This window comes from Guopingia tenuis (assembly GCF_014384805.1).
Classification (GTDB): domain Bacteria; phylum Bacillota; class Clostridia; order Christensenellales; family Christensenellaceae; genus Guopingia; species Guopingia tenuis.
Map to the genome: position 1 here is coordinate 118,781 of NZ_JACRSS010000003.1, position 20,171 is coordinate 138,951.

At 56.5% G+C, this 20,171-nt stretch carries 16 protein-coding genes, 1 tRNA gene and 1 pseudogene; 4 read left to right on the forward strand and 14 right to left on the reverse strand.

The annotated features are described in order from the left end of the window. Window positions 1-547: 547 nt before the first annotated feature. From H8693_RS10795 to H8693_RS07180, 6 genes and pseudogenes are all read right to left on the reverse strand, one after another. A pseudogene (locus H8693_RS10795) lies at window positions 548-670 on the reverse strand (DUF2589 domain-containing protein); the annotation flags it as partial. Between the two features lie 153 nt (window positions 671-823). Beyond that, window positions 824-1,474, reverse strand: coding sequence for a GyrI-like domain-containing protein (locus H8693_RS07155; protein ID WP_249280418.1), 651 nt, complete (start codon window positions 1,472-1,474; stop codon window positions 824-826). Beyond that, window positions 1,464-1,982 carry an AAA family ATPase gene (locus H8693_RS07160; protein WP_249280419.1) on the reverse strand — a complete coding sequence of 173 codons (519 nt, stop codon included), beginning with the start codon at window positions 1,980-1,982 and terminating at the stop codon, window positions 1,464-1,466. The genes H8693_RS07155 and H8693_RS07160 overlap by 11 nt, the downstream gene beginning before the upstream one ends. Further along, the gene (locus H8693_RS10735; protein WP_330605729.1) at window positions 1,979-2,947 is read right to left on the reverse strand and encodes a DNA-deoxyinosine glycosylase; all 969 of its coding nucleotides are present in this window, start codon (window positions 2,945-2,947) and stop codon (window positions 1,979-1,981) included. The genes H8693_RS07160 and H8693_RS10735 overlap by 4 nt, the downstream gene beginning before the upstream one ends. An 85-nt stretch (window positions 2,948-3,032) precedes the next feature. Beyond that, the gene (larA, locus tag H8693_RS07175) at window positions 3,033-4,313 is read right to left on the reverse strand and encodes a nickel-dependent lactate racemase (RefSeq protein WP_249280420.1); all 1,281 of its coding nucleotides are present in this window, start codon (window positions 4,311-4,313) and stop codon (window positions 3,033-3,035) included. Between the two features lie 252 nt (window positions 4,314-4,565). Then, window positions 4,566-5,648: a C45 family autoproteolytic acyltransferase/hydolase gene (locus H8693_RS07180; RefSeq protein WP_249280421.1), complete on the reverse strand. Its 1,083-nt coding sequence runs from the start codon at window positions 5,646-5,648 to the stop codon at window positions 4,566-4,568. A 402-nt stretch (window positions 5,649-6,050) separates the two neighbouring features. On the opposite strand from H8693_RS07180, the gene H8693_RS07185 reads away from it, so the two are divergent. From H8693_RS07185 to H8693_RS07200, 4 genes are all read left to right on the forward strand, one after another. Next, entirely contained in the window at window positions 6,051-7,520 is a 1,470-nt protein-coding gene (locus H8693_RS07185) for a GntR family transcriptional regulator (RefSeq protein ID WP_249280422.1), read from the forward strand. Window positions 7,521-7,669: 149 nt separating this feature from the next. Beyond that, complete coding sequence (locus tag H8693_RS07190) at window positions 7,670-8,971, forward strand: phenylacetate--CoA ligase family protein (protein ID WP_178618515.1); 1,302 nt, start codon at window positions 7,670-7,672, stop codon at window positions 8,969-8,971. A gap of 23 nt (window positions 8,972-8,994) precedes the next feature. Continuing rightward, a complete protein-coding gene (locus H8693_RS07195; RefSeq protein ID WP_178618518.1) occupies window positions 8,995-9,426 on the forward strand; it encodes an acetolactate synthase in 432 nt (143 codons plus the stop codon). 101 nt (window positions 9,427-9,527) lie between these two features. Then, complete coding sequence (locus H8693_RS07200; RefSeq protein ID WP_178618521.1) at window positions 9,528-9,758, forward strand: hypothetical protein; 231 nt, start codon at window positions 9,528-9,530, stop codon at window positions 9,756-9,758. A 50-nt stretch (window positions 9,759-9,808) separates the two neighbouring features. Here the strand turns inward: H8693_RS07200 and H8693_RS07205 are convergent, their stop codons facing one another. From H8693_RS07205 to H8693_RS07240, 8 genes are all read right to left on the reverse strand, one after another. Further along, window positions 9,809-10,132, reverse strand: a complete 324-nt coding sequence (locus tag H8693_RS07205) for a cupin domain-containing protein (RefSeq protein WP_249280423.1) — start codon at window positions 10,130-10,132, stop codon at window positions 9,809-9,811. Window positions 10,133-10,649: 517 nt separating this feature from the next. Next, a complete protein-coding gene (locus H8693_RS07210; RefSeq protein WP_249280424.1) occupies window positions 10,650-13,061 on the reverse strand; it encodes a transglutaminase family protein in 2,412 nt (803 codons plus the stop codon). After that, window positions 13,058-14,059: a DUF58 domain-containing protein gene (locus H8693_RS07215; protein ID WP_249280425.1), complete on the reverse strand. Its 1,002-nt coding sequence runs from the start codon at window positions 14,057-14,059 to the stop codon at window positions 13,058-13,060. Before H8693_RS07215 ends, H8693_RS07210 begins: the two co-directional genes overlap by 4 nt. Continuing rightward, on the reverse strand, window positions 14,059-15,027 hold the full coding sequence (locus tag H8693_RS07220) for an AAA family ATPase (protein WP_249280426.1): 969 nt from the start codon (window positions 15,025-15,027) through the stop codon (window positions 14,059-14,061). Before H8693_RS07220 ends, H8693_RS07215 begins: the two co-directional genes overlap by 1 nt. A 910-nt stretch (window positions 15,028-15,937) precedes the next feature. Continuing rightward, window positions 15,938-16,014, reverse strand: a tRNA-Arg gene (locus H8693_RS07225). A 450-nt stretch (window positions 16,015-16,464) separates the two neighbouring features. After that, window positions 16,465-17,847 (reverse strand): dihydrolipoyl dehydrogenase, encoded by a 1,383-nt coding sequence (lpdA, locus tag H8693_RS07230; protein ID WP_249280427.1) that lies wholly within the window; start codon window positions 17,845-17,847, stop codon window positions 16,465-16,467. Between the two features lie 15 nt (window positions 17,848-17,862). After that, window positions 17,863-19,170, reverse strand: coding sequence for a dihydrolipoamide acetyltransferase family protein (locus H8693_RS07235; RefSeq protein WP_249280428.1), 1,308 nt, complete (start codon window positions 19,168-19,170; stop codon window positions 17,863-17,865). Window positions 19,171-19,180: 10 nt separating this feature from the next. Continuing rightward, window positions 19,181-20,161, reverse strand: a complete 981-nt coding sequence (locus H8693_RS07240) for an alpha-ketoacid dehydrogenase subunit beta (RefSeq protein WP_249280429.1) — start codon at window positions 20,159-20,161, stop codon at window positions 19,181-19,183. Between the last annotated feature and the right edge of the window lie 10 nt (window positions 20,162-20,171).

The following is a 20,171-nucleotide window of genomic DNA, read 5'->3' on the forward strand; positions in this document are numbered from 1 at the left end:
CCCCCCGTCTATGTTTCTCTCAGCTTTTCGGTTTCCGCCCGTGATGCAGATGAATCTTCTGCCGCCGCCCTCTCGCCTGATGCGCGGATATCCGGGCAATTTTATTTCGCATTCCCGGCTGTAAGCTGCCTCTTTCCCCGTTGCATTTCCGTTCATTCCGTCGAAAAGGCTGCTCCTATAGCCGGAATATCCATCTGGCCCCTATTCTTTTAATATATTTTCATGTGCAAATGGCTGTTCCCGGCGGAACCGGCCGTATTTTTCAAACAGGCAGGGACCCATGTCATATTCACGCCAGGTATGCGAACAGGAGCTGCCGGCCGTATATGGACTGCCGCTTATTCATGTATAATACACGAATTCCATTGTCCCGGCTTATCCGGACATTCCGCCCTTGCGGTTTTGCCGTTCCGGCTTTTTTTGCGGCAAAGAGAATTTTTCTCATTCCCTTGCTCTCCTGCCGCCGCGCCTGCCAGCCCTTTTACACTGTTAAAAAGCGGCGGACCGTGTTTCCGCCGCTTTTTTATCGATTGGCTCATTTTTTGCCGTCTGCCCTTTGCCCGTCGTTCCTATCAAAACCTACAGCATTGATAAAATCTGCCGTTGCCCGGGCCAGCTGCTCCTGTGCATCGCAGGCCGCCCGCAGGGGACCGCCAATCAGCTCCTCCATAGGCAGACCCGAAAACTGTTCCGCAAGCCCCGTGCCGCCGTTTATCTCCTGAGCCTCTTCTTCCGCCAATGGGCGGGTTTGAATTTCCTTTTTCATAGATGGCCCCTCCTTATTTCTCTCTGCCTTTATATACGGCCAGAAAAGAAAAGCAGCTCAAAAAAGCTGCAATTTTTCCCGAACCGGCGTCCGCAATACGGTTTTCAGCCGTTCCGGCGCCGTGCGGCGGGGATCTGACAGATAAATCTCATGGTGCCTGCGCCGGGTTCCCAAATCGCCGCGAAGGCCATTCTGTTCCATAAACGCCGCCAGTTTTTCCATGGAGGCTTCCTCCGCGCTATAGGGGCCCATGTGCATCACTTGCACGCATTCCCCCTCGGCATATGTAAAAAACCGGGCCCGTTCTATAGATATCTCGGGCTTTTTCCGCCGGCATTCCTCCGCCGCCCAGGAAAACACCTCCGGCGTCACAAATTCCGGCTGCCGGATCATGGCCGTCCAGTGCCAGTCCGCCCGGCAGTCCATTTCCAGGCGGCCTTCCGCGGGATCGCCGCTCCACCAAAGTCCCTCCAGCGGCGGCACCACATATTCAAAATATCCCGGCGGCGGCGTGCCCATCTTGCTCATTTTTATGGTAAAAGACAGGGCATAAAGCGCAGAAATGGCGGCCTGGTATTCCTCTCCCTCCGGAGCCCCCTGCCCGTCTACTGCGATAAAATGCATCTGCGGTACCAGAATGCGCATGGGCGTCTTTCCAGGCATATATAAATCCTTATATTCCTTCTTATAATCCAGCTTATCCGCCATGTTCCTCCTCCTGCAAAATTGCCGCGATGTGCTCCGCAGCCTTCCGGGGCGATATGTCCGTCACGTCGATTTTCCGCGTCCGCATGCTTTCATAGAGAGGCAGCCGCGCCATGCTTCTTTCCATAATATCCGGCTCCCGCCTGCCGCAGCGGATGTCCTTTTCCAGCCGCTCCCGCAGGGCCTTCTGCGTGCATTGCAGGGTAAAATCGTATTCCTGGAATGCAATCCCTGTCAGCCTTTGGCGAAGTTCGGCCAGAATCTCCTCCCCGGGAAGCACCCAGCCGAATATCACCGTTTCCAGCGCCGGATTCTCCAGAAAATTCCTGAGCAGAAAAGATATGTTTTCCAGGGCCATCCCCTTGTTTTGCGGCGTGACCAGAAAGGGGTTCATATCCCAGCACCAGTCTCCATCCAGATACACGCAGGGGGCCAGGAGCTTTTTCAGCTCTTGGCAGACAGTGCTTTTGCCGACACCCATGGTCCCGTTTACGACGACTAGCCGTTTCAAAGCCGCTTCTCCATCTGATAGTTCGTGAGGGCAACGCCCCGGCGGAAAACCGTCTGCTCTCCCTTCAGAGCATAGCCCCGGCGGGCAAAAAATCCCCGGGCGGTAATGGACGCCTCCACCCGGAACGCGGATACTCCCGCCGCCCGGGCCCGGTTCTCCAAGGCCTCAGCCAGCTCCCCGGCTACGCCCGTCCCCCGCCAGCCAGGCTGGACATAGAGGCAGTCAAAGGTTTTCCCCTTCCGGTTGGCAAAGCCGATGAGCGTTTCCCCCGCCCGAGCCGTCAGGGCGTCGTCGCTGTCCCAAAGGATGCCCGAAAACCGCTCGGCATCCTCCCGTTCCGGCGCCCAGGCAGCCAGCTGCTCCGGGGTATAATCCTGGCAATTCACCATATGCACCGCATCATAGAACAGATGCGCCATCTCCCGTCCATCCTCCGGCCGGGCATCCAGCAGCCGCACCTCCTCCAAAAAGGGAAGAATCTGCCGGTATTCTTTTTCCAGTTCTTCCAGGGAAACTCCAGCATTCGCCGGGCTGGTGGAAGGCAGATAAACGGAAATCTGGCCGGTCTGCGCCTGCAAGTAGCGGGCATATAACTCGGTGGCTTTACGCCCCGTCGTGAAAATCCGGCGGATGGATGCCTCCTTCAAAATCTCCCCCAGATCGTTGGCAACCGGGTTTTGGATGCTCTCGTCTGCCGCCCCCCGGATCTCACAGGACGCCAGCACGTCCCAAAGGGCGATATGGTGCCGCCGGGCCATCGCCTCTCGCCCGGCGTTGTCCGCCGGAGTCTCTTCCCCCAAAATTCCCGCCAGCACCCGCCAGAAACGGTTTTGGGGATGGGTGTAATAAAATCCGTTTTCCCGGGATTTGGGGGAGGGCATGGTCCCCAGAATCAAAACTCGCGAGCTGGCGTCATATACCGGCCGCAGAGGGTGAACAATTTTTTGTGTCTCACTTTTCTCCATGTGTTCTCCTGTTCCAGTCTTTTCTGCAACCCTTCCGTCAATCGTCCCTTGCGGGCTTCTGCCCGATTCCCTTTTATTTTCTTCTTTATCGGCGTTTCACTACCACACTCACCCCGTTGGGGATCACGGCAATGCGAGCGTCCTTTCCCTTTGCCGCCAGGGCGCGCTCCAGCGCCTCCCCGGGCGACGCGGCGTATTCCATCTTCATGGCGGCAACCGTCTCCTTCAGCTCCGGCCGCGTCACGAGAATCACCCGGTGCTTTTCCAGCACCCGCGCCAGAATTTGATATTGCCATTGATCGGCCACGGTCTTGTCCATGGGGATTTTTCGAATCTCCTCCAAAAGCGCCGACGGCGACGCACACCCCGCCAGGGCACGGTAGAAGCTCTCTCCGCCCGTGCCGTCCAGGCATTCGGCACAGAGGATGAGGATGGCGCCCGGCGCGGCGGCGGCCTCCGCTGCCGTCATGCCCTTCACGGCCTGATACAGGTTCTGATCCAGCGGCGCGCCGCCATTGGATGTGAGGATAATATCCGCCTCTTCCACTTCCAATGTGCAGTAGGGCGCAAGAAATGTGCAGCCCGCCGCATGGGCTTCCAGAGCGTCTCCGGCAAAGGCCGCCACCACCCGTTTTTCTTCATCGATGACCACATTAACAATGTAGGCCAGCCCAGCCATCCGGGCCGCCGCCTCCATATCCCGGTGAATGGGATTGCCCTCCAAAATGCCCGTGCGGGCAAAGGGGCTGTCGATAAAAGCCGCGCAGTGGTTTCCATGCACGGTGACCCGGTCGCAGATCCCCGGCAGCACGCTCTTGCGCCCGCCGGAATATCCGGCGAAAAAGTGCGGCTCAATAAACCCTTCCGCCACCAGCAGATCGGCTTCCGCCGCCGCCTTATCGACGATCAGATGGGCTCCCGAGGGAAGTACGCCAATATCGACATTGCTTTCCGGGATCTCGCAGTCGTGAACGACGATCCGTTCCCGCTGCGCGATATCCCGCCCCAGCTTTGCCTCCAGCTCTTCCGGCGTCGTGCCCCGGTGGCACCCAGTGGCTACCAAAAGTGTGATGCCGATTTCCGGGTTCTCCCGCCGCAGTTCTTCCAGCATGAAGGGCAGAATATGGCGGCTGGGCACTGGCCGGGTATGGTCGCTCACGATGACCACAGCGTTTTTCTTCCCCCGGGCCAGCTTCCAGAGCGGCTCACTCCCGATGGGATTTTTCATTGCCTCCCGGACGATGGCATCCTCATCCCCTCTTTGGGGCAGTTCATCAATGCGCGATGTATACACCCGCGCCTGCGCCGGAAGGATGGTTTCCAGCCCCCCAGATCCATAGGGAATGCGCAGCTTTTGTTCTTTCATAACTCTCCTCATACTATGGCAAAATCATTCTCGGGTTTCCGGCGGGGTGGGCAGGCCATCCGCCAAAAACCGTTTCTTTTTCTTCCCTGTTTACGCATCACTTGCCAGATGCGGTTCCCGGCCGCCCGCTCCCAAAAGGCTTTCCCGGAAAGCTTCCTTCCGCGGTGTGCGCCGGCGATAGACATTTCCCTGCACCCCAAGAAAAAGGCGCGGAGGAAATCCACTCCATCCACCGCCTTCCCCCTGAAATTCTTAAAAGGTAAACTTCACAAAGGGCGTATCGCAGGGGTTCGCCGGGCAGACGTGAATTTCCCCTTTGGTCAGGTTCATGAGCACGCAACAGGTGGTGCAGTAGCGGTCTGCCTTAGGCTCCGTGGGGTTTTCATGGCTGCAGATGCCGTTGGGATAGTCGGCATGGTCGGAAAACACCCGTTTGATATCCGAAAGGCCGATGGGGCCTTCCACCATCCGCAGCAGCTTATCCACCCGCCCCCGGCGCATGAAGGAGCTGGCCGCGCCGAATTTCATCGTATCCTTATAGGGATAGCGGGGCACGCGATTGCTGACAAAATGGTTGGTATGCACGAGAATGCTCTCCTTGGGATAGAGAACATCGAAATCCTCCCCCGCCAGCTCGATATCCAGCGCCTCGCCGTCCCGGGTTGCCATCATAACATTGCCGCAGCAGGCCACGCGCTTTTTTGTCGCCGCCGCCACAGCATGGCAGAAGTTGTCCGCCTCCAGAATTCCCCGAAGGGCCAGCAGCAGCGGCACTCCCTCCGCCTTGCAGTCACTGGCCAGGGCATTCAGCAGAATCCCGACGCCCGCCGAGTTCATACCCATTTTGGCAAGCGTCCCAGCTTCCACAAGTGTGATGATCTCAGGCTTCCCCGGCTTTTTCACCCGGAGCAGCAACACACATTCCCGAAGAGCCATTTTCCAGTCCCATGTCTGGCAGAGCAGCGTGTCTCCATGTTCTGCCCGTTCCGGCGTCACCGAAACCGTAGTGCATCCATCGGTATTCGTGCTGCCGCTCTGGAAGGTGATCTCGCTGCGGCAGTTGAGGGTCAGGATATCGTCAAAGGGAACGCCCGCCCCCTCGGCAATCCCCTCCATCTCTTCAATGAATTCCGGGTTATAGTCTGTAATGGCGGGAATATACGTCCGGGCAATGGCATTTGCCTTCTTCCAGGCAATTCCCTGGTTTTCAAACATGGTCTGATAGGCCGCAATGGTCTTTTTCACCAGCTCCCCCGCTTCGCTTCCATGGGCCAGTCCCACTTCCCTGGCGGTTCCCTCAGCCGTCAACACATGCACGCCGTCAATTGTTTTCATGGTTTTCCTCCTGCGTTTTCCAATCTGTCTATTGGGAAAAAACTTTCCTTTATTAGTTTTATTGTATCATTGCCCCCCTGCCTGCGCAATGGGTTCCCGGGGGTTTTCGGCTTCGGTACTTTCTTTTTTTCTCTCCATGTATAAAATTTTTATAAAGATTTATGCATCTTGCCGAGCCTTTCCCTTGTTCCCTGGGAGATCTTGCAAAAAACTGCATTTTATCCGCTTTTCGTGGCATCTTTCTCTGTATACCATACCCAAAAAGGGATTTCTGCAATCCACAAAAAATCCCCGCTTTTTCGGGAAACGGCCGTGACGGCGCATTGGAACTCCTCGCTTTTTGTGATAAAATGGCAATATTAAATGGAAAAACAAAGAAATGCGGAGAAAGGAAGTCAGGATATGCAGCGCGGCATTGTTTTAACCGACCCTATCTATGACAGAATGATTACAGAGCTTTATACCGGGAATTACGCCCGCGGCTCTTCTCTGCCCACACTGGAGGAGCTCTGCAGCCTATATCATGTGGGGCGCAACACCATGCGCATGGTTCTTTCCCGTCTGGCGGAAAACGGATATATCCGCTCCAGCCGCGGGCGGGCGGCGGAGGTCGTGTTCGATCTGCAAAATCCCGGGCACCGGGCGCAGTATCTGCGGGATCTTCTCCTGCGCCGGGAAGCGATTCTGGATGTATTCGATACCCTCGCCCTTCTTCTCCCTTCCGTCCTGGGCCCCTGTCTCCATGTCTGCCCGGAAGAGGAGCTGTCCGTTCTTTCCCGCCGGGCGGCCGGCTTTTTGGCGGAGCCCGCCGAAAACGAGCTTTTTTCCTTTTCAGATATGCTGATTCAGCTTTACGGCGAATTTTTCTCCTCGCTGGGGAATCCCTATATCGCCGATCTCTTCACCTCTCTTATGCAGTATACCAAGTGTTTCTCCATGGCCGCTTATTCCTATGGCATGCAATATGACGAGCTCCGTGCCGCCTCTCAGGGCCTCCTCCGGCAGCTTCTGGACTTTGCCTCCCGGCGCGATGCCGCCGGTTTCTGCCGGGTTGTGACACAGTATCTGAGGGCCATGCGCCGCTATGCGGAAGGCTTCTTTGCCCGGATCTCCGCCGGCGTCCCCGTCCCGGAGGCTTCTTCGGCTTTCTTCTGGGCCATGGATCCCCGCCAGGAATACCTCTATGCCCAGGTTATCACCGGCGTTCTGCGCGGCATCCACACGGGGCGTTATCTCCCCGGCTCCCTGCTCCCTTCCTATGCCAGTCTGGCCCAGCTCTATGGCGTTTCCGGCAAGACTGCCGAAAAGGCCATCGGCATTTTAAACGGATACCATATCGTCAAAACCCAAAACGGCGTGGGCACCAGGGTTGCGGCCTGCACCATCCGCAGCGCGGAGCGTTCCATAAAGAATCCCGCTCTGCAAAAAAATCTGTATATCTGCCTCATGGGCCTGCAAATGGCCGGCATATTTTCCAAAACCGCCGCGCCGCATGCCCTCTTTTATCTCACGTCGGAACAGATACGTAAGCTCCGGGCGGAGATGGACAGCCATCCCCGTTTTGCCATCGAACCTCTGTTGGATATTTTCTTCGAGTGCATTCCCTCCAAAACGCTCCACGCCATCTATGACCAGCTCAAAAATTCCATGGCATGGGGGGTGTGCCTGGAACCATATTTTGTCCGGGAGAAGGACAGGCTATCCCAAACCAAAAAAGCCGCCCAAAAACTCCTGGCCGATCTCGAGCTGCCCGCGGCAGACCCGGATGTCATCCGCCGGGATATCGATGCGCTATACCGCCCTCTGTTTGAATTCGCCCGGGACACTCTGGCCCGGCATATCCCCGAAGCGGCAGGACTGCGCCTTCCTTAAGGCGCAGTTTTTTCTTTTTCGTGTGTATTTTTTTAAGAAAAAAAAGCGGAAATTTGTTGTTTTTTCTTTTCGAGCGGCGGGAAAAATGGTATGATTAAGAAAAAAAGTCCGAAGGTTTTGGCCCTCGATAGGAAAGGAACGAACAAGGAATGGAGCATTATTATCAGCCCGAGATCGAATGTGCGTCCCGGGAACAGATTTTGGCGTGGCAGAATGAGCGCCTGGTGCAGACTGTGGAGCGCGTATATAACAACGTCCCCTACTACCGCAATCTGATGGAGAAAAAAGGCGTCACTCCGGCGGACATCCGCTCGGTGGACGATCTGAAAAAGCTCCCTTTTCTGACAAAAGACGATTTGCGCGACGCCTATCCCTATGGCCTGCTGGCCGCCCCGCTTTCTGACTGCGTCCGCATTCAGTCCACCAGCGGCACCACCGGCCGGCGGGTCGTCGCCTTCTATACCCAGCATGATATCGACCTTTGGGACGATTGCTGCGCCCGGGCCATCATGGCTGCCGGCGGCACCAAAGACGACGTCGTCCATGTCTGCTATGGCTATGGCCTTTTCACCGGCGGCCCCGGCCTGAACGGCGGTTCTCATAAGGTGGGCTCCCTGACCCTCCCCATGTCGTCGGGCAATACCGACCGGCAGATCCAGTTCATGTGCGATCTGGGCTCGACGATTCTCTGCTGCACGCCCTCTTATGCCGCCTATCTTGCGGAGAGCATCCACGAGCGCGGCCTCCAGGATAAGATCAAATTGAAGGCCGGCATTTTCGGCGCAGAGGCCTGGAGCGAGGAAATGCGCCAGGATATCCAGGATAAACTGCATATTAAAGCATATGATATTTATGGGCTGACGGAAATTTCCGGCCCCGGCGTCTCCTTTGAGTGCAGCGAACAGACCGGCATGCACATCAACGAGGACCATTTTATCGCCGAGATCATCGATCCCAACACCGGCGAAGTGCTTCCGGACGGGGAAAAGGGCGAGCTGGTGTTCACCAGCATCACCAAGGAAGCCTTCCCGCTCATCCGTTACCGCACCCGGGATATCTGCGTTCTCACCCGGGAAAAATGCTCCTGCGGGCGGACGCATGTAAAAATGTCCAAACCCATGGGCCGCAGCGACGATATGCTCATCGTCAAGGGCGTCAACGTATTCCCGTCGCAGATCGAAACCGTCCTCCTGAACAAGGGATATCCGGCCAACTATCAGATTACGGTCAGCCGGGAAAACAACAGCGATAAGCTGGATGTGCAGGTGGAAATGACGCCCGAGATGTTCTCGGACAGCATCAGCACGATTTCCAAGCGGGAACAGGAGCTGGTGGCCGCCCTGAAAGCTATGCTGGGCATCTATGCCAACGTGCATCTGGTGGCTCCCAAGTCCATCACCCGCAGCGAGGGCAAAGCCGTCCGCATCATCGATAAGCGCAAGCTCTATTAAAAAATAAACAGGAGGGGAACCCTATGGCTGTGAAACAAATTTCTGTATTCGTGGAAAATGAACCCGGAAAGCTGGCGGAATTCGCAGAAGTTTTGTCTGAACATCAGATCGACATGCGCGCCCTTTCCATGGCGGAAACCCGGGATTTCGGCATTCTGCGCATCATCGTGGACGATCCCTATAAGACGGCGTGCCTGTTAAAAGAATCCGGCTATGTATTTTCCATCACGCCGGTGCTGGCGGTTGCCATCCCCGATGAGCCCGGCAGCCTTTTGCAGGTGCTCCGGCTGATGAAAGAAGGAGGCATCAATGTAGAGTATACCTATGCCTTCATCACGCGGCGGCAGGACTGCGCCTATATGATTTTCCGCGTGGAGGACAACGACAAGGCTGTGGATATCCTGACCCGGCACGACGTCCGCCTGCTCTCTCAGGAGGAGCTGAACGAGCTTTAAAAAACAGTAAAACGGCCGGAACCGGCCGTTTTTTTATAAAATGAGCTGTTTTTTCATCGATTTCGTATAAGATAATAACAAAAAACAAGGAGGATTCACAAATGGCAAAATTCATTGATAAAAATGGCGAACCCCTCTCCGAAGAGGAATTGATGGAGGCTTCCGGCGGCGTGGAGATCAATCCCGAGCACCACTGGTACGGCAACAAATATGCGATCTGTAACAAATGCGGATGTAAAGACTGGGACATTATCGACTGCCCATCTGTGAACAGGCTTCAGATCCGCTGCAAGAAATGCGGCAATATCGAATACCGCGATATGAAGTCCTGACAATATTTTTCCCCAACAAAAAAGGCAGCCCGCCAGGCTGCTTTTTTTGTTTAGAAAACTACGGTCAGGAGCATTTTGAACCGTTCTTCCCCAAACACCGCATGGGGCGTTTTCGCTGGCATGACGATGCTTTCGCCCTGCTGCAGGACAAATTCCCTGCCGTCAATGGTGATTCTTCCCGTGCCGTCCAGCACGGTCACCATCGCGTCGCCGCCGGACTCATGGGTGCTGATCTCCTCGCCCTTTTCAAAGGCAAAGAGGGTCACGCTGACCGCCGGATTCTGGGCCAGGGTTTTGCTGACAACCTGCCCCTCCTGATAGGCAATTTCATCCTTCAGGGACAAAATCTCGGATTTTTTGATATTCTTGAGCATGCGCTTTCCTCCGTTGCTTCTCATTTTTCCATAGTATGCCGAAATACTTCCGGCCTGATACGCACCCGCAGGGCAGTCTCTGCGGATTTGGCTCTTTTGGCTTTCATTATGCCGTGGCTTTGCCATACATCGTGCGGCAATATCCGTCAAGGAGCGCCAAACCGCGGAAACTTGTTTCCGCTCCGTCCATACATTTATTATACTGCATTTCGCGCCCAAATTCCATAGATATCTCCCAACGCAGAGCGATCAGAAAAGCAGCCCGCCCTGTCATTTTGCCGCAGAATTCCGGCTTTCTTCCGGTATGTGGAATTGTGTCGGTACATTTCGCCAGTTACTTTAAGCAAGGGGGGGAATGTTTCGCCCTGTCCGTCTGGGGGAAGAAAGTTTCCGCAGCTCCCGCTGATCCCCCTGCCAACACCCATCCGCATCTCAGTTCCGGATACAGATGGATGTTATAAAACGCACTTACGGCGCAAACATTCCCTCCGGCTTTTTCCATACTGGCCAGACAACATTACAGCCCCTTCCAAAGCAGCGACAGTTTCCTGCGCCAAGACAGGGCCGCCATGATTTTTTTCCGTTTCTCTTTTGTCTGATTTTCCAGCCAGCGCACTTTTTGGGGAGCAATGGGGTGCCTGCTGAAGCGGGCCCCCCGGGCAAGCTCCATCGCCGCCTGCGGGACGGCTTCGCCATCATATAGGGACAGCTCGCATAGAGAATCATATAGGCAGAGAACCGCCTGCCTGCGGTCCGCATGCTGCAGAATGCGGGAGCGTTTTGCCCGGCGGGCAGCGGGGATCAGGAACAACGCTCCCACGCCGGCGGCCGCACATATCGGCAGAATCCACCATAACGCTCCGGCCCCCTCTCCCGATCCGGCTGTCGGGTCCAAATCCACCGGCTCCGAGGCCTGGGCGCTCTCCTCCGGGGTTTCTGCATCCTCCCCGGGATCTTCTCCCTCATCCTCCACCGTTCCAGGTGCATCGGCTCCGCCATTTTCAGCGGATGCAGCAGAGCCCAGCGGAACCGCATCACCGCCCGGCGTGGATTCCACGGGAACCCATCCGAAATCCGGAACCCATATCTCGGCCCAGGCGTGGGCGCGCCGCGCCGGGACCTCGGCCACTCCGCTTTCATCAAAATCGCTCTCCCGCACGACATATCCCTCTGCATACCGCGCAGGAACGCCCAAAGCCCGCAGCATGACCACCGTCGCGCTGGCAAAATGGACGCAATATCCCTTGTTGCTCTCCGTCAGGAAATATTCCACAAAATCCCGGTTGACGGGCTGTTGGCCCGGATTCGTGCTATAGGTTCCCGACTCACGCACAACGTCTGCCACCATGCCGGCCATAGCCGCCCAGTTGTAATACGGCGTGTTCCCATTGGCCGCCATTCCCGTCTGTTCCTCCCACCAGGCGGCAAGCTGCTCCTGCAGGCCGTCCGGGAGCCGGGTATATTCCTCTCTGATATAGCGCAGATATGCGGCGTCGGCATTATCCTGGGGATAGAACAGGGAGAGATCATCCTCGTCGTCCGGCAGGGCCGTAAGATAAGCATAGGCGCGCTGGATCACATCGTCGGGAAGTGCTTCCTCGGCCCGAAAGGCCATGATCCAGATCCCCTGGGCTGTGCTGATATAGGGGATCTCATATCCTTCAAATTCCAGAGTTCCCGCCTGCCTGTTCCCATTATCCGAAATGTTGCGCATCAGCCAGTTAGACGCTCCATAGCCATTGCCTGTTATGACAAACTTTTCTTCACCGTCGCCATAAACCTCAAACAGATAGCTTTCTTGTCCATCCGCCGCCAGATAGGCGTCCCCCACCCATTCGGCCTCCGTCTGCACCTGCGCAATCTGATAAGGAGAAAACAGCCAGCGGGAGCCCGCCCGAACCGGCTCCACCCGGATCTGCGAGCGTATCCCTTCAAAATATGCACTGCCGCGGCCATCCTGCTCCAGATATTCCATCGGTTCGATCCCGGCGCCGCTTTCTTCAAAAGCCGAAGGGTCTGCCTGCAGCCAGGCATGCCCCGTATATTCCGAAGCCGCATATCCCCGCAGATAGATATCCTGCGGTTCGGCTGCCCGCACGCGCAGAACGGGATTGTCCGTCAAAAGAATGCTGCCGGCTGCATCCAGTGAAGTTTCCCCATTGGGATTGGCAATGGGGCTTCCCATGCCGCCGCTGAGGGCATATCCCACTTCCGCCGCCGTCTCCTTGATCTGGTTCCGAAATGCGATCGTCCGCAGGGACGGCGTATAGCTTTCCTGGGGAAACACGGCGAACAGCGCGGCAAAAACAGCGGCGCACACCGCCAGACTCACCGCCCGCACCGGGAATCTCTGCTTTTTCTCCCCTTTGGGAAACCGCGCCTGCAAGAGAACCGCCGCCCAGAAGGCAAACAAAAGCGCCATATACACATCCGGCGACGTGTTTGTGACCGCATATCCAAAAGCAAAGGGCGGAACCGTCAAAAGGAGGCCCAAAACCGCGCTTTTGCGCACAGCAACAGCATGCGCCATGCCAAAGGCATAGGGGATCAGAGCATATATCCCAAACCACAAATAGGACCCTTGCACGGCCGAAGCCGGTAGCTGAACCGCCGTTGTATCGTAACGCAGAACCTGCATGAGATGCGGCGTGACGAGCCGGACGAGAAGAATCGCCCCATCGCGGAGCTGTTCCCAGCACACAAGCCCGAAAATCACCCATGCGCAGAGCAGACACAGCAGCAATATGCGTCTTTTCTGTTTTTTCAGCAGGAATACCAGACAGGCCGCGCCGCACAAAAGACAGGCAGACACAAGCATCGCCGCCGTTTGTGGGATGGAAAAACAGGCATGAAGAATGCCCACAACACCCACCAGGCCCATGGCAGCGAGGCAAAGACCCGCCGCTTTATCTATACTCCATTTCTTCACCGGGACACCTCCCCGGGCTGCGTTATCCCAGCGGGCAAAACGGCTTCCGGCGTTATCCGGATAACCCTGCCGGATCCTGCCATGGATTCTTCGGGGCCTTTTTCCATCCATTGTTCAGCCTGCTCCGGCGTGTGCCCCAGCGCCTGCCAAAGAGCCGCATCCATTTCTTCGCGGTTCCGGAACCTCTGCGCCCTTCCCTGCGATGTCCAGAATATATGCAGGCGGATTCCATCTCTTTCCGCCGCTTCTGCAACGCCCAGCAGCCGCCCCAGGGCACGGTCCAGCGCCTCTGCCGTTCCCTGCCACGCCAGAACGGCATGCAGAATATCGCTCTGTTCGCCTTCATATTCCCGCACGACCAGCTTCCCCGTCCGTGCGCTCAGTTTCCAGTGAATTTCCCGGAGGGGGTCTCCCTCCCGATAGCCGCGCACGTCCAGCCATTCTCCCCGGCCGCTGCCGCCGGAAGAAGCGCCGGCAGGTTCCGGCGCCGGGGCAGGCAGACGCAGTTCCCCGGCAAACGGTATTTTTTCCGGCAGGAGCAGGACTTCCACAGCTTTTACCGGCGGCATGGGAAGCCAGAAAATCCCCAGAAGATCCATCCGGCGCACACGCACAGCCGAACACCGCACAACGCCGCAAAGCCGCCCTTCCATATGCAGAGATTTCATTTTTCCCGGCTTTATGAGAACTTTATAGTTTCTGGCCTCGCCGGAGAACAGATTTTCGGCACGCAGCCGGATCCGAACTGCGGGGACAGCTCCCGTTTTGACCGTCACCCGGAATCGGAGATCAAATCCTTCCTCCCTCTCCGCCTGGGTAACGTCACACGCCATAACCGCACGGCATCCCCGTGTCAGAAGAAGGGTAAGCCCGATGCTCAGGAAAGGGAGCAGCAGGGCAAGGAGAAACAGCATCCAGGACACATACCAGGTATAGAATACATAATATAAAAACGATGCCGCGAGAAACAGCAGATAAGCCGCCCTGCGCCCCGCCATCAGCGTTCCCTCAGGGCAGGCGCTTTGACCGTGCGCAGTATTTCTAAAAGAATCTCCCCGGCCGACGTATGCTGTTTCGCCTGGGGAGACAGCACGATCCGGTGCGCCGTGCATCCCTTAAACACCATCTGCACATCTTCCGGGATCACAAAATCCCGCCCAGAAATATACGCCGCCGCCTGCGCAAGGGCGGCAAGCGCCACGCTGCACCGGGGGCTTGCCCCGCGGACAATTAGTTCGTGTGATCTTGTCGCCCGCACCAGATGCAGAATATACGCATAAATGCTCTTATGAATATAGATCTCCGAAACCTCCCGCCGCATCTGGGCAACGCCGGCCGCATTGGTGACACGGGCAATCGCCTCCGTCCCATTCCTGCCGTGTTTGCGCCGCAGCAGCTCAAGCTCGTCCTTTTCATTGGGATATCCGATGGACAGGCACATCATGAACCTGTCTGTCTGGGAATCCGGGAGGAGCTGCGTCCCCGACGAACCATAGGGGTTTTGTGTGGCGATGACCATAAAAGGCTGCGGCAGCGCATGCGTCACGCCGTCGACCGTAACGGCGTTCTCCTCCATCGCTTCAAGAAGGGCGGACTGACTTCTGGCGGACGCACGGTTGATCTCGTCTGCCAGAAGCAGGTTGCACATCGCCGCCCCCGGCTTATATTCAAATGTACGCGTATCCTGGCGCAGCATGGTAAATCCCGTCACATCCGAGGGCATGATATCCGGCGTGAACTGAATCCGGTTGCATTCCAGATCCAGAGCCTTGGAAAAGGCAGTGGCCAGCGTCGTTTTCCCCACGCCGGGGATATCCTCCAGCAGCACATGCCCTCCTGCCAGCAGGGTCATGAGCACTTTGCGCACGGCTTCCCGGTTTCCGAGAAATACCTTTTCCACTTCTTCTATGATTTGTTTGCATTTCAAAGGATAGGGCAGAAATTTTTCTGTATTCCTGAAATTCATATCCAAAGCATACTCACCTCATTATAAGTCTAAGCAATATATGTGACTAATTTGTGAAAAAAAGGCTAGATTTTTGTAAATAGCCGCTTTCCTTCGCGATTTGTGCAAAGTACTCTTTTTCAAGGCAACGTCTTAATAAGAGCAGCAAAAATCCCATCTGATTTTTCAGGTGGGATAACTGCCGCAAAGTCCACTGCTATGTACTCGCCGCAAACGCGTTTATCCCCTAGAACGCAGACAAGCGAACAACCCCGGCAAACGTGCTTTTTTTGAGAATAAGAAGGAACCGTGCAGCGGTGACTGATTTTTTACAAAATAAAAAATCAGAACAAGCATCATCTGTTCTGACGTGGAGTACCCTGCCAAACTTGAACTCCTGAATTATAACAAAACGCACCCGCAGAAAAGTGATCGTAACCAAATCAGCGATAAAAGGGCGCGGTTACAAGCCCTTATCCGATGTCGTGGAACCGGCAGGAGAAATCAAATCCCATCTGTTAGGGTGGGATACATAGCCGCGGGGGTTCCTCCGACAGATGCTAGACGGCAAAAATGCACATCTCCACCGGCAAGCCGTAAAAAGCTGTCGCGAGGGCGTTTCACAGCGAGCAGGCGGAGTAAGGGTGACTTTTTGTGAAGGAGGAACGGTGATGAAGCAATTTGAAAACCCGCCCGGTTGCCCGAGCGGGTTATAAAGCGCGGAATCCACCGTGACGTGCTTATCATTGACAATATAGATTTTTTAACGATGACCCGCAAAAAGTTGGTAGCAAGCCGAAGCGTAGTGAGCGCGTTTACAATCGAACAGCGAAGGTGCAGCGTGACTTTGTGCATAAAGGAGGAGGAGCAGCGAAGCAAACAAATACCCCATCCTTTAGATGGGGTATTGTAAGCGGAGCTTGCTCCGACGTGGCGCGCTGTGAGGGATTCGAACCCCCGTCCTTTCGGTCCGTAGCCGAACGCTATATCCAGCTTAGCTAACAGCGCAATCTGCCTTTCTGGGCGCTTACCCATTCAGCCTTATTATAATATCATTTTCCGCATAGGATGTCAAACGGTTTTTTTATTTCCGGCGGCAGTTTTTCCTGGGCTTTGGAATCCCATCAAAATTCTCCGGCCGCTGTTTCCTTTCCCAAGCCATAAAAACACCCGGAATCTCTAAAGCAAACAGCAAAATCCATGCCTGCGCCATGCTCTTCCCCGCCTTGTCCGGCGCCTTTTTGCAAATAACAGCCAGCCGCACAAATCGGTTTGTGAAAAGACGGCTGCCGGAATCTATACTGGAAAGAGGAACCTTTCCCTCATCGCAAAAAAAGAAACCCGCAGAAGTTTCTGCGGGTTTCCCCCTTGTGTCTTTCATGGCAGGCAGAGAGCTCGCCCTTTCCCCTGCGTTCCGCCATGAAACTGTTATTCTTTTTGTTTTCGCCGGAAATGCTGCTATTTCCTCTTGGGCATGGCGTGGCAGCAGAGGCCTTCGGCATCGTGGGCCGCCTCCATGATAACCTCGCTCACCGTGGGATGCGGATGAATCGTTGCCGCCAATTCTTCAATGGTGCCCTCGCATTTCATCGCGGCGCAGATCTCGGCAATCATATCCGTCGCCCGGGGCGCCATAAGCTGCGCTCCCAGGATCTCCCCGGTTTTGGCGTCGCTCAGAATTTTTGCCAGTCCAGATGCCGCGCCCATAACCATGGCCCTGCCGTTGCCCGCCACGTTAAAGCGGCCGACAGCAAATTCCCTTCCCGCGGCTTTCGCCTTTTCCTCCGTCATCCCCACATAGGCAATTTCCGGAGATGTATAGATGCAGGCCGGAACAATATCATATGCCATGCGCTCCCGCTTGCCAGCGCAGTTCGCCGCCGCAGCAAGCCCCTGGGCGCTGGCCACATGAGCCAGTTGAATTTTGCCGGTAATATCGCCGATGGCATAGATGCCGGGAATGCTGGTTTCCAGAAAGTCGTCTACATCCACAAACCCGCGGTTCATGCGGATTCCCAGCGCCTCCAAACCCATATCCTTTGTCATGGGCCGCCGGCCTACGCTGACGATGCAGGCGCCGCCCTGGGCTGTCTGCGCCGTTCCGTTTTCCTCATAGCGAACGGTCACGGTGTCTCCGCCCTCGATGGCGGTCACCTTCGCGCCGGTAATTACTTTCACTTTTTTGCCCAAGCCCGCCAGCAGCAGATCCGTGATCTCCTTTTCCACTCCCGGCAGAATGCTGGGCATCATCTCAATCACCGTCACCGGCTTACCGAGAGTGGCAAACAGCGTGGCAAATTCCATGCCGATAACGCCGCCGCCGATGATGACAAAGCTGTCCGGACAGCTCTCCATAGCCAGGATATCGTCGCTGGTCATGACATTTTTCCCGTCGATGCCCGGAATGGGCGGGCGGGCCGGTGCGGAACCCATAGCGAGAATGATCTTTTCCGCCCGAACGGTCTCGCCGTTTATATCGATTGTATTCTTGCCCGTCAGTTTGCCAAAGCCGCGGATCACCTCCACGCCATGGCCTTTTTCCAGGGCCTCAATGCCCCGGCGCAGACGGGCAACCACGCCGTCCTTGTGCTTTGCCATGGCGGCAAAATCAAAGGAGACGTTTTCAGCCTTCACGCCAAAGGCAGCGGCATTTTTTGCCTCTTCAAAAAGCTCCGCACTGTGGAGCAGGGCCTTGGTGGGGATACAGCCCCGGTTCAGGCAGGTCCCCCCCAGCTCGCGCGCCTCGATCAGCGCGGTTTTCAGCCCCAGCTGCGAGCAGCGAATTGCCGCCTCATATCCTCCCGGGCCGCCGCCCAGGACGGCCACTTGAAATTCTTTCATATGCTGTCCCCCGCCTTACAGAAGCAGCGCCGGAGCCTGCAAAAGCTCCTTGATCCGCTTTAAGAACTGGGCTGCCGGAGCGCCGTCCACCACGCGGTGGTCATAAGTCAGGCTCAAGGTCATGATGGGACGGATGACGATTTCATCGTTCACCACCACCGGCGTTTTGTCGATTTTCCCCACGGCCAGAATACCCGCCTCGGGCGGATTGATGACAGCCGTGAAGCTATCCACATCGAACATGCCCAGGTTGGAAACCGTGAAGGTCCCGCCGGTATAGTCGTCGGGGCTCAAGCGGTTTTCCTTGGCTTTTGCCGCCAGCTCGCCCGAGCAGGCGCCAATCTCCTGGAGCGTCATCAGGTCTGCGTCCTTGATGACCGGAACGATCAGCCCGTTTTCCACGGCCACCGCCATCCCCACGTTGACATACTCCTTCACGACAATACCATCGTCGGTCATGGAAGAATTCATCATGGGGAATTCCGTGAGCGCTTTGGCGACGCAGCGGATGATGATGTCGTTATAGCTCACCTTGACGCCGCTTGCCTTGAGCTGCTCGCGGATGCGGACAGCCTCGGTCATATCCACATTCATGCGGTGGTTGGCCTGGGCCATATCCGTCAGACTGGCCTTCATCCGCTCGGCAACAATCTTGCGCATACCCGTGAGCGGGATTAGCCGCTCGCCCCGGGCCGCACCCCTGGTGCGCGCCGCAATTTTTGCCGCGATATCCGCCGCCTGAATCTTGCCATGAGAGCCGGTCCCCTGGATATCCGCCAGAGATACGCCCTCCTGGGCCGCGATTTTTTTCGCCAGCGGCGTCGCCTTGGGCGCGGAGGCCGCATAGTTCAAGACGTCTTTCTCGATCACCAGGCCTTCCGGGCCGGAACCGGGGACATCGTCGATATTGATTCCCTTTTCCCCGGCGCGCATCCGGGCTCGGGGAGTCACAAACCGGCGCTCGCCGCCGCCCTGATGGGCAATGGCAAGGGCCTCGGGTTCCCTGGCAGGAGCCGCCGCAGGGGCTTCGTCCTTGGCTTCTTCTTTTGATTCTCCCGCGGGAAGCAGATCGCTGAAATCCTCTCCCGTTTCGCCCACAATGGCGATCGTCTCGGCGATGGGAACCACGTCTCCCTCGCCATGGACGATTTTGAGGAGCGTCCCGGTGGCTGTGGAATCAATGGTGATGGTGAGCTTATCCGTCTCCATCTCGAAAAGCTGATCGCCTTCTTTGACCTGGCCGCCTTCTTCCACCAGCCACTTGATGATCGTGCCCTCGGTCATCTGGAGGCCCTGCTTGGGCATGATAATTTTCTGCGCCATGTGTTCCTCCTTATTTATAGAGCGTCTTTTTCACCGCCGCCACGATATCGTCCACGGTGGGAATCGCCGCCGTCTCCAGCCCCAGGTTAAAGGGAACCGGGCAGGGCTTGGCGCCAACCACCTGCGCCGGGGCATCCATATAGTTAAAGGCATGCTCCTGAACATAGGTCACGACCTGCGCGCCCATGCCCGCCGTCTTCTGCGCCTCATGGGCAACGACCAGCCGGCCGGTCTTTTTCACGGAGTTGATGACGGTATCATAATCGAAGGGAACGATCGTCCGCGGGTCGATGACCTCGCAGGAGATGCCCTCTTTTTCCAGCTTTTCCGCCGCTTCCAGCGAGCGGTTGACAAACAGGTGCGTGGCGACAATCGTCACGTCGCTGCCCTCCCGGCGAATTTTGGCCTGGCCGAAGGGAATCATGAATTCCGGATCGTCCGGCACCTCGCCTTTGATGAAATAGAGGGCCTTATGCTCGATAAAGGCAACCGGGTTATCGTCCCGGATCGCCGTCCGCAGCAGGCCGGCCGCATCCTCCGCACAGGAGGGCATGGCGACCTTCAGGCCAGGGATATGCATGAAAAACACCTCGGGGCACTGGCTGTGCTGGGCTGCGTTGCCCTTGCCGATGCCCTGCTGGCCGCGGATGACCATCGGCACCTTAGCCTTGCCGCCGAACATATAGCGGATTTTCGCCGCCTGGTTCAAAATCTGGTCCATAGCCACATAGGCAAAATCCCAATACATGAGCTCCACGATGGGGCGCATACCCGCGTTAGCTGCGCCGACACCCGCGCCGACAAAGCCCGCCTCGGAAATGGGGGTGTTGCGCACCCTCTCCACGCCGAATTCCTTATATAAATCCCGGGTGCAGCCGAAAGAGCCGCCCGCAGTTTCGATATCCTCGCCCATGCAGAACACATTTTCGTCCCGCCGCATTTCCGAAGCGATGGTATCGCGAATTGCCATTGCATATGTCTTGATGCTCATTGCTTTTCCT

Coding starts and splice junctions, on each gene's coding strand:
- H8693_RS07155 (WP_249280418.1), bottom strand. CDS start 1,474: ATGGCGGATAAGCTGGATTATAAGAAGGAATATAAGGATTTATATATG.
- H8693_RS10735 (WP_330605729.1), bottom strand. CDS start 2,947: ATGGAGAAAAGTGAGACACAAAAAATTGTTCACCCTCTGCGGCCGGTA.
- larA (WP_249280420.1), bottom strand. CDS start 4,313: ATGAAAGAACAAAAGCTGCGCATTCCCTATGGATCTGGGGGGCTGGAA.
- H8693_RS07180 (WP_249280421.1), bottom strand. CDS start 5,648: ATGAAAACAATTGACGGCGTGCATGTGTTGACGGCTGAGGGAACCGCC.
- H8693_RS07185 (WP_249280422.1), top strand. CDS start 6,051: ATGCAGCGCGGCATTGTTTTAACCGACCCTATCTATGACAGAATGATT.
- H8693_RS07190 (WP_178618515.1), top strand. CDS start 7,670: ATGGAGCATTATTATCAGCCCGAGATCGAATGTGCGTCCCGGGAACAG.
- H8693_RS07195 (WP_178618518.1), top strand. CDS start 8,995: ATGGCTGTGAAACAAATTTCTGTATTCGTGGAAAATGAACCCGGAAAG.
- H8693_RS07200 (WP_178618521.1), top strand. CDS start 9,528: ATGGCAAAATTCATTGATAAAAATGGCGAACCCCTCTCCGAAGAGGAA.
- H8693_RS07205 (WP_249280423.1), bottom strand. CDS start 10,132: ATGCTCAAGAATATCAAAAAATCCGAGATTTTGTCCCTGAAGGATGAA.
- H8693_RS07215 (WP_249280425.1), bottom strand. CDS start 14,059: ATGGCGGGGCGCAGGGCGGCTTATCTGCTGTTTCTCGCGGCATCGTTT.
- H8693_RS07220 (WP_249280426.1), bottom strand. CDS start 15,027: ATGAATTTCAGGAATACAGAAAAATTTCTGCCCTATCCTTTGAAATGC.
- lpdA (WP_249280427.1), bottom strand. CDS start 17,847: ATGAAAGAATTTCAAGTGGCCGTCCTGGGCGGCGGCCCGGGAGGATAT.
- H8693_RS07235 (WP_249280428.1), bottom strand. CDS start 19,170: ATGGCGCAGAAAATTATCATGCCCAAGCAGGGCCTCCAGATGACCGAG.
- H8693_RS07240 (WP_249280429.1), bottom strand. CDS start 20,161: ATGAGCATCAAGACATATGCAATGGCAATTCGCGATACCATCGCTTCG.